This window comes from Nitrospirillum pindoramense (assembly GCF_007827955.1).
In the GTDB taxonomy this organism is placed as follows: Bacteria; Pseudomonadota; Alphaproteobacteria; order Azospirillales; family Azospirillaceae; genus Nitrospirillum; species Nitrospirillum amazonense_B.
This window is the reverse complement of the sequence record NZ_VITR01000001.1, coordinates 139,600-153,536: the sequence shown is the minus strand read 5'-3', so window position 1 is coordinate 153,536 and position 13,937 is coordinate 139,600. Positions and strand designations below refer to the sequence as shown.

General features: G+C 68.9%; 12 protein-coding genes. 10 read left to right on the top strand and 2 right to left on the bottom strand.

What is annotated here, in order from left to right; genetic code table 11:
* The first annotated feature begins 436 nt into the window (after positions 1–436).
* Positions 437–2,254, top strand: coding sequence for a PHA/PHB synthase family protein (locus FBZ90_RS00630; RefSeq protein WP_420872579.1), 1,818 nt, complete (start codon positions 437–439; stop codon positions 2,252–2,254).
* Positions 2,255–2,304: 50 nt separating this feature from the next.
* Here FBZ90_RS00630 and FBZ90_RS00625 read toward each other — a convergent pair whose 3' ends face one another.
* Positions 2,305–2,874, bottom strand: coding sequence for a CGNR zinc finger domain-containing protein (locus FBZ90_RS00625; RefSeq protein ID WP_211101862.1), 570 nt, complete (start codon positions 2,872–2,874; stop codon positions 2,305–2,307).
* 135 nt (positions 2,875–3,009) lie between these two features.
* On the opposite strand from FBZ90_RS00625, the gene FBZ90_RS00620 reads away from it, so the two are divergent.
* The 7 genes from FBZ90_RS00620 (at position 3,010) to FBZ90_RS00590 (ending at position 12,263) form a co-directional block, all read left to right on the top strand.
* Entirely contained in the window at positions 3,010–3,513 is a 504-nt protein-coding gene (locus FBZ90_RS00620; RefSeq protein ID WP_145729003.1) for a lipocalin-like domain-containing protein, read from the top strand.
* Between the two features lie 75 nt (positions 3,514–3,588).
* The gene (locus FBZ90_RS00615) at positions 3,589–4,626 is read left to right on the top strand and encodes an MraY family glycosyltransferase (protein WP_145729001.1); all 1,038 of its coding nucleotides are present in this window, start codon (positions 3,589–3,591) and stop codon (positions 4,624–4,626) included.
* Positions 4,627–5,159: 533 nt separating this feature from the next.
* The gene (locus FBZ90_RS00610) at positions 5,160–6,515 is read left to right on the top strand and encodes a type III PLP-dependent enzyme (RefSeq protein ID WP_145728999.1); all 1,356 of its coding nucleotides are present in this window, start codon (positions 5,160–5,162) and stop codon (positions 6,513–6,515) included.
* Positions 6,516–6,631: 116 nt separating this feature from the next.
* The gene (locus FBZ90_RS00605) at positions 6,632–8,053 is read left to right on the top strand and encodes a homospermidine synthase (RefSeq protein ID WP_145728997.1); all 1,422 of its coding nucleotides are present in this window, start codon (positions 6,632–6,634) and stop codon (positions 8,051–8,053) included.
* 257 nt (positions 8,054–8,310) lie between these two features.
* On the top strand, positions 8,311–9,462 hold the full coding sequence (locus FBZ90_RS00600) for an ATP phosphoribosyltransferase regulatory subunit (RefSeq protein WP_145728995.1): 1,152 nt from the start codon (positions 8,311–8,313) through the stop codon (positions 9,460–9,462).
* Between the two features lie 84 nt (positions 9,463–9,546).
* Positions 9,547–10,839 carry an adenylosuccinate synthase gene (locus FBZ90_RS00595; RefSeq protein WP_145728993.1) on the top strand — a complete coding sequence of 431 codons (1,293 nt, stop codon included), beginning with the start codon at positions 9,547–9,549 and terminating at the stop codon, positions 10,837–10,839.
* A gap of 155 nt (positions 10,840–10,994) precedes the next feature.
* On the top strand, positions 10,995–12,263 hold the full coding sequence (locus tag FBZ90_RS00590) for a 3-phosphoshikimate 1-carboxyvinyltransferase (RefSeq protein WP_145728991.1): 1,269 nt from the start codon (positions 10,995–10,997) through the stop codon (positions 12,261–12,263).
* Position 12,264: 1 nt separating this feature from the next.
* On the opposite strand, the gene FBZ90_RS00585 is transcribed toward FBZ90_RS00590, so the two are convergent.
* Positions 12,265–12,777, bottom strand: a complete 513-nt coding sequence (locus FBZ90_RS00585) for a phosphatase domain-containing putative toxin (RefSeq protein ID WP_145728989.1) — start codon at positions 12,775–12,777, stop codon at positions 12,265–12,267.
* Positions 12,778–12,976: 199 nt separating this feature from the next.
* On the opposite strand from FBZ90_RS00585, the gene FBZ90_RS00580 reads away from it, so the two are divergent.
* Both FBZ90_RS00580 and FBZ90_RS00575 read left to right on the top strand, forming a co-directional pair.
* The gene (locus FBZ90_RS00580; protein WP_145728987.1) at positions 12,977–13,540 is read left to right on the top strand and encodes a hypothetical protein; all 564 of its coding nucleotides are present in this window, start codon (positions 12,977–12,979) and stop codon (positions 13,538–13,540) included.
* Between the two features lie 65 nt (positions 13,541–13,605).
* Positions 13,606–13,935: a PadR family transcriptional regulator gene (locus FBZ90_RS00575; protein ID WP_145728985.1), complete on the top strand. Its 330-nt coding sequence runs from the start codon at positions 13,606–13,608 to the stop codon at positions 13,933–13,935.
* Positions 13,936–13,937 lie beyond the last annotated feature (2 nt).

Genomic DNA, 13,937 nt, shown 5'->3' with positions numbered 1-13,937 from the left:
GGTGGTCCGCGCCGCGCCCATCGCCCCGCCGGTGCCGGGCGCGCCGCATCTGAAGGCCCACAAGAACGACTCCCGGGAACCGCTGGCGCCGGTCCCGGTGGCCGGGGCGACGGCGGAGAAGGCCAAGGCCGTGCCCACGGCGGTGAAGAAGCCGGCCAAGGCCGCGGCCGCCCCCGCCGTGGCCGCCAAGGCACCCCGCCGGAAGGCCGCCCCGCCGCCCCCCACCGTGGTGATGCCCCCCATGGTGATGCCCAGCGCGGCGGTATCCACCGTCGCGGCACCGGAAGCGCCCAAGCCGCCGCCCTTCACCCCCGCCGCCAAGGCGGAGGCAGCCCCCAAGCCCGCGACGAAGGACGCGCCGGCCAAGGAGGGGTCCAAGGATGGCCCCAAGGATGGAGAGGTCCGCCTGCCCGATCCGGTGGAAATGACCCTGGCCATGAACCGGATCGCGGAACAGGCGCAGCGCCTGGTGGCCGATTTCGTGGCCCGCCAGGCACAGACGCCGGCGGACGGCACCGCCGCGGCCGACCCCATGTCCATCGCCGCCCCCTTTGGCGCCGCCTCCTTCAGCAGCCTGCCGGCCAACCTGTCCAGCCTGGACCCGTTCAACCTGGGCGGCGCCTTCATGGAGATGACCGCCCGGCTGATGGCCGATCCCAACCGCCTGTTCGAAGCGCAACTGGGCCTGTGGCAGGACTACATGGCGCTGTGGCAGCGCACCGCCCAGCGCCTGCTGGGGGAGGAGGCGGAGCCGGTGATCAGCCCGGCCAAGGAGGACAAGCGCTTTCGGGACAAATCCTGGGATGAAAGCGCCGTCTTCGACTTCATCAAGCAGTCCTACCTGCTGACCGCCAAGTACGTGCAGACCGCCGTGCGCGGGGTGGAAGGGCTGGAGGGCAAGACCGCCAAGAAGCTGGACTTCTTCACCCGCCAGTTCGTGGACGCCCTATCGCCCACCAACTTCCCCCTGACCAATCCCGAGGTGTTGCGCGTCACGCTGGAAACGGGCGGCGACAACCTGCTGAAGGGCCTGGAAAACCTGCTGGGCGACCTGGAACGCGGCCGGGGGCAGCTGGCCATCTCCATGACCGACTATTCCGCGTTCGAGGTGGGGCGCAATATCGCCGTCACCCCGGGCAAGGTGGTGTTCCAGAACGACCTGATGCAGCTGATCCAGTACGCGCCGCTGACTGAGACGGTGCACAAGACGCCGCTGCTGATCATCCCGCCCTGGATCAACAAGTTCTATATCCTGGACCTGAAGCCGGCCAACTCCCTGATCCGCTGGCTGACGGAGCAGGGGCACACCGTCTTCGTCATCTCCTGGGTCAATCCCAACGAGAAGCTGGCCGCCAAGGATTTCGAGGACTACATGGCCGACGGGCCGCTGGCCGCCCTGGACGCCATCAAGGACGCCACCGGTGAGGAGGGCGTGAACGCCATCGGTTACTGCATCGGCGGCACCCTGCTGGCGGGCACCCTGGCCTATATGGCGGCCAAGAAGGACACGCGCATCAAGAGCGCCATGTACCTGGTGACCCTGACCGACTTCACCGACGTGGGCGAGCTGTCGGTGTTCATTGATGAGGAACAGCTGGGCGCGCTGGAGTCCCGCATGAAAAGCCGGGGCTACCTGGACGGCCAGTCCATGGCCACCACCTTCAACATGCTGCGGTCGAACGACCTGATCTGGTCCTTCGTGGTCAACAACTACCTGCTGGGCAAGGACCCCTTCCCCTTCGACCTGCTGTATTGGAATTCCGACAGCACCCGCATGCCGCCGGCCATGCACAGCTTCTATCTGCGCAACATGTACCAGAAGAACCTGCTGGTCCGGCCGGGCGGCATCACCCTGAAGGGCGTGCCCATTGACCTGCGCACCATCAAGACGCCCACCTTCATGCTGTCCACGCGCGAGGACCACATCGCGCCGTGGAAAAGCACCTACGCCGCCACCCAGCTCTATGGCGGGCCGGTGAAGTTCGTGCTGGCGGCCTCCGGCCATATCGCCGGCGTGGTCAACCCGCCGGCGGCCAACAAGTACAGCCATTTCCTGAACGACGCGCTGCCCGCCTCACCTGACGACTGGCTGGCGGGCACCACCCAGGTGCCAGGCAGCTGGTGGCCCGTCTACGCCGACTGGCTGAAGCAATACGCCGGGCCGCAGGTACCGGCCCGCACACCGGGCGACGGCAAGCTGAAGCCTATCGAGGATGCCCCTGGCAGCTATGTGAAGGTGCGGGTGGTGGAGTAAGCGAGACCGCCGTCGAGCAGGGGATTTTCAGTCCGCTGCTCGACGGCCCTTTAAGCCCCCTCCCGCTTGCGTCGCCGGAACTCCGCCACCTTGGCCTTGGTGCCGCAGCCTTTCATGGAGCACCAGCGGCGGTCGCCGGCGCGGGACGTGTCGACGAAGAACAGGGTACAAGCGGGCGATTGGCATTGCCGGATGGGTGCCCCGCTGCCGAACAGGTGCACCGCGTCGCGCGCCACCGTGGCGATGAAGGCCGTCATGGGGCCTGAGAGGCGCACGCCGCCCGCCTGGGAGAGGGCGGGTGTCGCCGCCGGCAGGGCGGCCACCTGGTTCACCACATCCAACGCCGAATCGAGGCTGCCACCGGGCGGGCCGCTGCCGCCATGCCGATGGACGGCCAGATCGTAAATGGCCTCGCGCAGGCGCAGCACCAGCGCCAAATCCCCCTCATCCGCCGGCGGTGCCGTGTCCGTCAGGCCCGCCGCCACCATCCAGCGCCGCACATCCTCCGGCGTCGCCAGCAGTTCGCGCGGCGCGGGCTTCAGCCGCGCCTGCAAGGTGGCCGGCAGATCGATGGCCGGGCAGCCACCCCGGAAACGGAAGCCGTCGCGTTCCTCCGCCAAGGGAGGGGCCCCCGCTGAAGGAACAGAGTGATGGTCGTCGTGTCGCATGTAACCGTATTGACAGGTTTCATGGATCAGGGCAACCATCACCCCGCTGAAACCGCATAAACTGGTTACATGAGAGAGGAAGCGACCATGCGTTTCGACAAGACACTGTCCGCCCTGGCCATGCTGGCGGCCCTGGGCACGTCCACCGCCGCCCGCGCTGCCGACCTGCCCTCGCTGGAGGGCACCTGGGTGATGGACGCGGCGTATGAGATCCATGCCGACGGCAGCCGCACGACCAACTACGGCGAACACCCGATGGGCCTGCTGACCGTCGATTCGGCCGGACGCTACAACATGCAGATCTTCCGGGTGGGCCGGCCCGCCTTCGCCAGCGGCGTGAAGGCCCAGGGCACGGCGGAGGAGTACCGGCAGGCCGTCCTGGGCTCCAGCACCCACTTCGGCACCGTCCAGATCGACCGGGAGCATCACCAGCTGGTGTTCAACGTGCAGGCGGCCAGCTTCCCCAATTGGGAGGGCAGGCGCCAGGTGCGGGACTACACCTATGACGGCACCCTGCTGAGCTATGGCGTGCCGGCCAGCGCCTCGGGCGACGGCACGGTGGCCTATTCGGTGTGGCGCAAGGCGCCGTGACCGCTGGCCGCATGGCAGGACGTCAACCGCGCCCGGCCTTGTGAAGCCACCCCCGGTGGCTTACAAGAGTCGCCCATGTCCATCCTGACGCCCTTCCTTTGCCTGTTCCTGCCCTTCCTGTTGGCGCTTGGCCTGACGGGGGGTGCCACCTGGTGGCTGAAGCGCCGCCAGGTCATGGACCGGCCCAATGAACGCTCCAGCCACAGCCTGCCCACGCCACGCGGTGGCGGACTGGGTGTCGTGCCGGCGCTGCTGGGCGCCTGGGCGGTGACCGGCCTGATGGCGGGGGACATGGACACGCTGTGGCCCACCATCGCCGCCGCCCTGGCCCTGGCCGTCATTTCCTGGGCCGATGATTTGGGCGGCGTCCCGCCCGGCTGGCGCCTGCTGGCCCAGGTTCTGGCGGTGGCCGTCGGCCTGTCCGCCCTGCCGTCGGAGTCCCTGGTGTTCCAGGGCTGGTTGCCGCACTGGCTGGACCGGTTGGTGGCCGGCCTGGCCTGGGTGTGGTTCGTCAACCTGTTCAATTTCATGGACGGCATCGACGGCATCAGCGCGGTCGAAACCCTGTGCCTGGGCCTGGGTCTGGCGGCGGCCTACTTCGCCGCCGGCCTGATGGGCTTCATGAGTTCCTACGCCCTGGCCCTGGCCGGCGTGGCCCTGGGCTTCATCGCCTGGAACTGGCACCCCGCCCGCGTGTTCCTGGGCGATGTCGGCAGCGTACCCCTGGGCTTCCTGTCCGGCTGGCTGCTGCTGCGCGCGGCCGGGGACGGGTTGTGGCTGCCGGCCCTGATCCTGCCCCTCTATTACCTGAGCGATGCCACCCTGACCCTGGCCAAGCGCCTGTGGCGGCGGGAGCCGGTGTGGCAGGCCCATCGCCAGCATTTCTACCAGCAGGCGGTGCGCCGGCTGGGCCGGCACGACCTGGTGGCCCTGGCCATCCTGGCGGCCAACGCCGCCCTGGCCGCCAGCGCCATCCTGTCCTACGGCGACCCCCGCTGGGTGGCCCTGGCCCCCGTCGCCGTGATCGGCCTGCTGGCCTGGATGGCCCACACCAAAACGGGCGATATCAAGACGGAGCCGAAGGCCCCGGTGGAGAGCGGCGGCGTTCCCTGACAGGGGACCGTCTTAACAAGTTCCGAATCCAGCCCTGAGGTGAGCGGGGAGCCGACCTTCAAAAATTTAAGTTTGCTTAGGCGCGTAAATCGCCTAAATACAAATTTCGCGACGCACCCGCACGTGCCCCTGGCCCCTGGGTTCCGGTCATCGCCCGATGACCCCGTACCCTTGGATGGTTAAGCAACGACGTTAGGCGTCCTTTTTGAGCAGATCCGGCCGATGTGACTGGGCCGGGCCTTGAGAGGGAACCAACATCATGCTTTCCACCATAAAACGGGCGGTGAAGCGGTAAGCCCCTTCTGGTCCTGATGCGTCAGTTGACGCTTTGAGGTCTCAAGGTCGACAGATCGACCCGATGGCCCGGCAATCACGGCGCTAGACCAGATCATTCCCCTTCCCACCGATCGCTGCTGTTGAAACGGCCCTGGCCCTTGGCCTCGCCGTCAGCCTTCGCGGTCCCTGGATCAGCCGAATGATGCCGGCCCCCGTACGCCCGAGAGCGACGGGACGCGCCGGATAGGGGTTTAGCCATGGCCTATCGTTTCCGTTCCGCCGTTTCCCCCCTGCGCCGCGTGCGCGCCCAGTCCCTGCCCTCCGCCCTGCCGGCGGCGGCGCCCACCGTGGACAGCCTGGTCGCCAGCCTGGCCCCGGCGGAGCCCATGCATTGCCTGCGTCCGCGCCAGGTGGCGGCCAACGCCCGCGCCTTCATCGCCGCCTTCCACGGCGCCGTGGCCCAGGCCCTGGGCGACGGCGATCGCGGCACCGTCATGTACGCGGTGAAGTGCAACCCGGACCCGACCATGCTGCGCGCCCTGACCGAGGGCGGCCTGCGCCACTTCGACTGCGCCTCCCCCGCCGAGATCCGCCTGGCCCGCCAGATGTACCCGTCGGCGGCGGTGCACTACATGCATCCGGTGAAGAACCGGGCCGCCATCCGCGCCGCCTATTTCGAGCAGTCGGTGCGCGACTTCTCCCTCGATTCGGCCGATGAGCTGGCCAAGATCGTCGAGGTGGTGGCCGAGGGCGTGCCCGGCGGTGAGGGCGTGGACGCTCGCCTGGACCCGGCAGCGGCGGATTTGGGCCTGGTGATTCGCCTGGCCATGCCCAAGGGCCAGGCCGCCTATGACCTGTCGGCCAAGTTCGGCGCCGATTTCGATGACGCGGTGGCCCTGCTGCGCACGGCCCGGCCGCTGGCCATGCGGGTGGGTGTCTGCTTCCACGTCGGTTCCCAGTGCATGGACCCGCAGGCCTATACCCGCGCGCTGGCCATCGCCGACGCCGTGGTGAAGGCCGCCGGCGTCGCCATCGACGTGGTGGACGTGGGCGGCGGCTTCCCCGCCCGCTATCCGGATATGGACCCGCCCCCGCTGGCCGATTACATGGCCGCCATCCGCGACGGCCTGGTGGCCATGGACCTGGCGCCCAACGTGCAGGTGTGGTGCGAGCCGGGCCGCGCCCTGGTCGCCACCGGCGCCTCGGTCGTCGTCCAGGTGGAACGCCGCCGCGGGTCGGAGCTTTTCATCAATGACGGCGCCTATGGCAGCCTGGCCGACGCTGGCGCCCTGGGCATGCGCTTCCCCGTGCGCCTGATTCGCCAGAGCGGGGCCGAGACGCTGCAGGAGTTCAGCTTCTGGGGCCCGACCTGCGACAGCGCCGATTACATGCGCGGTCCCTTCCTGTTGCCCGCGGACATCCGCGAGGGCGACTGGATCGAGATCGGTCAGTTGGGCGCCTACGGCGCCGCCTTGCGCACGGCCTTCAACGGCTTCGACCAGGCCCGCCTGGTGGAAGTCCGCGATGCCCCGCTGGTGGCGACCGCAGGCCTGGTCTCCGCCCCGGTTCGGCGGAATTCGCGATACGGCATATTGCGTCGCCGCATCGCTTGAGGCAAACACGGCGCTCTTAATTCAACAGAGGGGCCGGCGCCCGTGAAGGAACGCCGGCGAATTCGCGACAGCAACAGACGGTCGGTCAACCGTTGGTAAAGCCCGGAGAGTTAACTATGTCCCATTCCGTGAAACATGCCGCCATCCCCGGGCGACTTTATATCATCGGTTTCGGCAGTATCGGCCAAGGCGTGCTTCCCCTGGTGCTGAAGCACCTGGACATCACCGCCGACCGCATCACCATCATCACGGCCGACGCGCGCGGCCGGGACGAGGCGGCGCACTATCAGGTGGATTTCCAGATCCGTCCGCTGACCCGCGACAACCACCGCGACATCCTGGTGCCGCTGCTGCGCAAGGGCGACTTCGTCCTGAACCTGTCGGTCGACGTCTCCTCCCTGGCGCTGGTGGAACTGTGCCAGGAGGCCGGCGCCTTCTACCTCGACACCTGCATCGAACCCTGGGTGGGCGGCTACACCGACCCCAGCCTGTCGCCGTCGCTGCGCAGCAACTACGCCTTGCGCGAAGCGGCGCTGGAGCTGAAGACCCGCTACCCGGGCGGCCCCACCGCCGTGCTGACCCACGGCGCGAACCCGGGGCTGGTGTCGCACTTCATGAAGCAGGCGCTGCTGAACATCGCCCAGGACAATGGCCTGGACGTGGCCGTGCCCACCACGCGTGACGGCTGGGCCCGCCTGGCGCAGCGCCTGAACATCAAAACCGTGCATGTGGCCGAGCGCGACACCCAGGTGGCCGACCGCCCGCGCGAGCGGGGCGAGTTCGTCAACACCTGGTCCATCGACGGCTTCGTCAGCGAGGGTTGCCAGCCGGCGGAACTGGGCTGGGGCACGCATGAGCGCCACTTCCCCGTGGACGGCCAGCACCATGACTTCGGCAGCCAGGCCGCCATCTTCCTGAACCGCCCCGGCATCAGCACCAAGGTGCGCACCTGGACGCCCATGGAAGGGCCCTTCCATGGCTTCCTGGTGACGCATAACGAGGCCATTTCCATCGCCGACTATTTCACGGCGCGGAACGAGGACGGCAGCGTCGCCTATCGCCCGACCTGCCACTACGCCTATCACCCCTGCGACGACGCCATCACCTCCATCCACGAGTTCGTGGGCAAGGGCTATGTGCAGCAGGAGCGGCAGCGCCTGCTGATGACCGAGATCGTCGACGGCATCGACGAGCTGGGCGTGCTGCTGTGCGGCCACGAGAAGGGCGCCTACTGGTACGGCTCGCAGCTGACCGTGGCCGAGGCGCGGGAGCTGGTGCCCTACAACAACGCCACCAGCCTGCAGGTCTGCGCCACCGTCCTGGGTGGCATGGTCTGGGCCCTGGAGAACCCTACCCAAGGCCCGGTTGAGGCCGACGAGGTTTCGTTCGAGCGGGTCATGGAAATCGCCACGCCCTACCTGGGCCCCGTGGTCGGCGTCTACACCGACTGGTCCCCCCTGGACGGCCGCGAAACCCTGTTCCCCGAGGACCTGGACCGCGACGACGCCTGGCAGTTCAAGAACGTGCGGGTTTGCTGAATTAATGGTCTTGAGACTCCCCGGAGCGTAGCGACCAGGACGCGACCGCGTCTGCCGCAGCATTCCGGGGAGCGTCAGCGGACTGGAATGCGAGGAAGCCAAGGGGCCGGATGGCCCCGCTGGCGCCTGAAGCAAACATCACACATGCCCCCTCCCCGGCGGGCGCGGGGCTTAAACAATTGCGTGCGCGCCGGCCAGCGATTAAAGACCCGTAACGGGCACTGTCGCCCTTTCGACGCCCGGGACCCTTCTGCATTATGACTGACAGCGCCGACGAGGCCATTGCGGCCAAGGCCCTGCTGCCGGCCGGCTTGCGCGATCTTCTGCCGCCCGCCGCCCAGCACGAGGCCCGCATCGTGGAACAGCTGATGGCGGATTTCGGCCGCCATGGGTATGACCGGGTGAAGCCGCCGCTGATCGAGTTCGAGGAGGGCCTGCTGGCCGGCCCGGGCGCCAAGCTGGCGCACCAGACCTTCCGCCTGATGGACCCGGTGTCCCAGCGCATGATGGGCCTGCGCGCCGACATGACGCTGCAGGTCGCCCGCATCGCCCAGACCCGCCTGGCCAATGCCCCGCGCCCCCTGCGCCTGTCCTATGCCGGGCAGGTGCTGCGCGTGAAGGGGTCGCAGTTGCGCCACGAGCGCCAGTTCGGCCAGGTGGGCGTGGAGCTGGTCGGCAGCCTGCGCGCCGAGGCCGATGCCGAGATCGTGCTGCTGGCCATGGAGGCCCTGACCAACCTTGGGGCCGAGGGCCTGACCGTGGACCTGACGGTGCCCACCCTGGTGCCGGCACTGTTCCGCTCCCTGAACCTGGATGACGCCACGCAGCGCGCCGCGCGCGAGGCCCTGGACCACCGCGACGCCGCCGGCCTGGCCGCCATCGGCGGGGCCGCCGCCGAGCTGCTTGGCCGCGTCATGGCCTGCTGTGGCAACGCCCCCGCCGCCGTGGAGGCCCTGGCCGCCGTCGAACTGCCGGCGGAGGCGGAGCCGGAGCGCCAGCGCCTGGCCACGGTGGTGGACCTGATCGTCAGCGCCGCCCCCCATGTGCAGATCACCATCGACCCGGTGGAACAGCGCGGGTTCGAGTACCAGACCGGGGTCAGCTTCACCGTCTTCGCCCGCGGCGTGCGCGGTGAGATCGGGCGCGGCGGCCGCTATCGCACCCTGGCGGGTGAGCCCGCCACCGGCTTCACCCTGTTCACCGACACGGTCATCGAGTCCGTGCCCGGCCCGGCGCCGGCCCGGCGCCTGCTGCTGCCCCATGGCACGCCGGCGACCCAGGCCCAGCGCCTGCGCGAGAAGGGCTGGGACACGGTGGCGGCGCTGGAGCCGCTGGCGGATGACGCGGCGGAAGCCAAGCGCCTGGGCTGCAGCCACCTGCTGCGGGACGGCTGGACCGTCGAGGTCTGAGCGTCCACCTGTTTGAAAATCCTGCGGGGTGCGTGGCACGCCCCCCGCGTCTGCTATTGAGCGCCGTTTAGAGGGAGAACCATCATGGCCAATGTCGCGGTCGTCGGCTCGCAATGGGGTGACGAAGGCAAGGGCAAGATCGTCGACTGGCTGTCCAGCCGCGCCGACGTCATCGTCCGTTTCCAGGGCGGCCACAACGCCGGCCACACGCTGGTCATCAACGGCGTCACCTACAAGCTGTCTCTGCTGCCCTCCGGCGTCGTCCGCCCGGGCAAGCTGTCGGTCATCGGCAACGGCGTGGTGGTCGACCCCTGGGCCCTGCTGCGCGAGATCGAGAACATCGCCGCCCAGGGCGTGCGGATCACCCCGGAAAGCCTGATCGTGGCCGAGAACGCCACCCTGATCCTGCCGCTGCACAGCGCGGTGGACAAGGCCCGTGAGGAGGCGCGCGGCGCCGGCAAGATCGGCACCACCGGCCGCGGCATCGGCCCGGCCTATGAAGACAAGGTGGCCCGCCGCGCCATCCGCCTGTGCGACCTGGCCGACGAGGCCGTGCTGGAGCACAAGGTCGACCAGCTGCTGTTCCACCACAACGCCCTGCTGCGCGGCCTGAACGCGCCGGAGATCGACCGCGCCGAGCTGCTGGCCCAGCTGCGGGAGATCGCCCCGCGCATCCTGCCCTACAGCGCCGTCGTCTGGCAGCGCCTGGAAGAGGCCCGCGCCCAGGGCAAGCGCATCCTGTTCGAGGGCGCCCAGGGCGCCATGCTGGACGTGGACCACGGCACCTATCCCTTCGTGACCTCGTCCAACACCGTGTCGGGCAACGCCGCCGCCGGCAGCGGCATGGGCCCCGGCGCCGTCGGGCATGTGCTGGGCATCACCAAGGCCTACACCACCCGCGTCGGCTCCGGCCCCTTCCCCACCGAGCTGTTCGACGACATCGGCGAGCTGATCGGCGCCAAGGGCAAGGAATTCGGCGTGGTCACCGGCCGCAAGCGCCGCTGCGGCTGGTTCGACGCCGTGCTGGTGCGCCAGGCGGTGAAGGTGGGCGGCATCGACGGCATCGCCCTGACCAAGCTGGACGTGCTGGACGGCATCGAGGAGCTGAAGGTCTGCACCGGCTATCGCTACAAGGGTGAGATCATCCACCACCTGCCGGCCGGCCAGTCCGCGCAGGCGGAGGTGGAGCCCATCTACGAGACCTTCGAAGGCTGGACCCAGAGCACCTATGGCGCCCGGTCCTGGGCCGACCTGCCGGCCACGGCCATCAAGTACATCCGCCGCATCGAGGAACTGATCGAGGCGCCGGTGACCCTGCTGTCCACCAGCCCCGAGCGCGACGACACCATCCTGATGCGGGATCCCTTCCAGGGGTAGTTTTCGTTCGCCTCAGGCGCCGGCGGGGCATCCGCCCCTTGGCTATCCTCGCTCCGCCCTGCGGTGCTCGCTCCGGCGCCCGCAGTCGCGGGCTACCGCTGGCGTGAAAATCACGCCAGCGGCTTTTGCGCACAACGATAACGGGGACTAGGGTGATGGGTTCGGATACGGCAGTCAGGATCATTCCACCGCAAGGGCCGCTTCGGGGCCGGGTGGCGCCGCCGGGGTCCAAGTCCATCACCAACCGCGCCCTGCTGCTGGCGGGTCTGGCGGCCGGTACCAGCCGGCTGACCGGCGCCCTGAAAAGCGACGACACCCGCTATATGGCCCAGGCCCTGCGCGACATGGGCGTCGCGGTGGATGAGCCGGACGACACCACCTTCGTCGTCCATGGCACCGGCCGCCTGAACGCGCCGGCCCAGCCGCTGTTCCTGGGCAACGCCGGCACCGCCACCCGCTTCCTGACGGCGGCGGTGGCCGCCGCCGTGGACGGCACGGTGGTGGTGGACGGCGACGCGCACATGCGCAAGCGCCCCATCGCCCCGCTGGTGGCGGCTCTGAAGACCCTGGGCGTCGACATCGACGCCCCCAGCGGCTGCCCGCCCGTCACCGTGCGCGGCCGTGCCGGCGGGTTCGCCGGTGGCCGGGTGGAGATCGACGGCGGGTTGTCCAGCCAGTACGTCTCCGCCCTGCTGATGATGGGGGCCTTGGGGAGCCGGCCCACCGACGTGGTGCTGACCGGCGCCGACATCGGCGCCAAGGGCTATGTCGACCTGACCACCGCCGCCATGGCGGCGTTCGGCGCGGCGGTCAGCCACCCCAGCGACACGGTCTGGACCGTGGCCGCCACCGGCTATCAGGCCACCGATTTCGCGGTGGAGCCCGACGCCTCGGCCGCGACCTACCTTTGGGCGGCGGAGGCCCTGACCGGCGGCGCCATCGACCTGGGCACCCCGGCCGACGCCTTCACCCAGCCCGACGCCCGCGCCTGGGACTTCATCCGCCTGTTCCCCCATCTGCCGGCCATCATCGACGGGTCGCAGATGCAGGATGCCATCCCCACCCTGGCGGTGCTGGCGGCCTTCAACACCACGCCGGTGCGCTTCACCGGCATCGCCAACCTGCGGGTGAAGGAATGCGATCGCGTGGCCGCCCTGGCCACCGAGCTGTCGCGCATCCGCCCCGGTTTGGGCGTGGAGGAGGGGGACGACCTGCTGGTGGCCAGCGATCCCGGCCTGGCCGGCCAGAGCCTGCCCACCCGTATCGAGACCTACGCCGACCACCGCATCGCCATGAGCTTCGCCCTGGCCGGCCTGAAGATCCGCGACATCACCATCCTGGACCCGGGCTGCGTGGCCAAGACCTATCCCGGTTATTGGCGGGCGCTGGCCAGCCTGGGCGTGGAGTTGAGGGACGAGGCCTGAATCAGACCAAAAGCGGCAGCGCCTCGGCGAAGGATCGTACCCAGGCGCGCTGCTCATCCGTGTCGGGCACGGGCACGCCGCGCGCCTGGGCGATGCGGGCGAACGCCGCCGTGACATCCAGGCCGGCGCAAGCCAGGACACTGGCCGCCAGCAGGGATGAACGGCCAATGCCGGCCCGGCAATGCACGGCCACGGAACGCCCCGATGCCAGGTCCTGGGAGAGACGCCGCGCCAGCATGGCCACCTGGCGGCGCGAGTCGGGCACACCCCGGTCGGGAATGGGAAATGTCGTGAAGGCCATCCCCTGGGCCTGGCACAGCCCCTCCTCAGTCATGAGCGCCAGTTCCCGGACCTCCGCTAACTCCAGCAGGCTGATCACTTCATCGACGCCCTCGGCGCGCCAGCCAGCGATCTCATCTTCCAGCCAGTCGCCCGCCCGGGGCCGCGCCATGATGGCCAGCCGCCCCGTCCAGGGCAGATTATGATCGGCGACCCAGTAAAGCGCTGATGACATTCCAGGTTCTCCACATCACGCCGGCTTGCAATTCCTTGATGATCACAGCGTCGGAACCCCTTTGGGATGGCGTCATGCGCTGCGGCCTTCCGAAGGGCGCCGTGGCTTCCCTCCCGCTGGGAATCATACCGGATGCTCGCCCGTTGACGTTGCCTGCTTATTTCTTCTACATTGAAGTATAAATAACCCAGGGGGCGCGATGCGGACCAGGCAGGGCACCGGGGGTGGGCTGTTGGCGTCCATCGACCGGGTGAAGGTGATCAGCGCCTTCATTGCCACCGTGACCGCCCTGGGGGGCGGCTTCGCTTTCCTGACGCAATTGGCCCCGCCACAGCCCTGGTGGCGGTTGGCGGGCTTCCCCCGCGACCCCGGCTTCTTCGTCGCGGATAATCCGGGCGGCTATCCCGTTTGCCTGGGGTGGACCGACGTCACAGGCGCCAGCCGGCTGGACCAGGATGGCCGCACCGCCGGTCTGCACATGACGGAGATCGCAAGCCTGGCCCCCATACGTCCCGGGCGCGAGGGCAGCCTGTCCGCCCTGATCCCCACGACGGCCAAGATCGCCCATGTCTATTGCGGCATTTCCACCCCCGGTGGGCACCCCAGCGAATGCCTGCGGTCCGGATGCGCCCCGGCCGTCGTCGCCGGCTTGGCGGACAAGCGCTACACCCAGGGCCAAGTCATCACCCTGACCCTGCGCAATATGGCCCCCGACGGGCGGACGCTGGTGAAAGGCCATGCCTGGCTCGTGTGGCGCGAGTGAGTTGTTGACGGCACCGGGCCATAAACTTACTTTGTAGAAGAAATAGCGCCGCAGGGTAGGGCACGATGGGCAGAAACACGCTGGGCACGCTGGAACAGGCGGTGATGATGGTCATCCTGGCCCTGGGCGACGGCGCCTATGGCGTGGCCATCCGCGACGAACTCAGCCGCCGCACCCGGCGCGAGCATACGCTGGGCGCCGTCTACACCACGCTGGACCGGCTGACGGCCAAGGAGTTGCTGGAGTCCTATTTGGGGGAGCCGACGCCGACGCGCGGCGGCCGGGCCAAACGCTTTTTCAAGCTGACCGGCGAGGGGCGTCAGGCGCTGGACCACGCCGTCAATACCCGTCACGAGTTGGAGTATGGCCTGGATCTGGCGGGCAAGGGGGCCTGAAC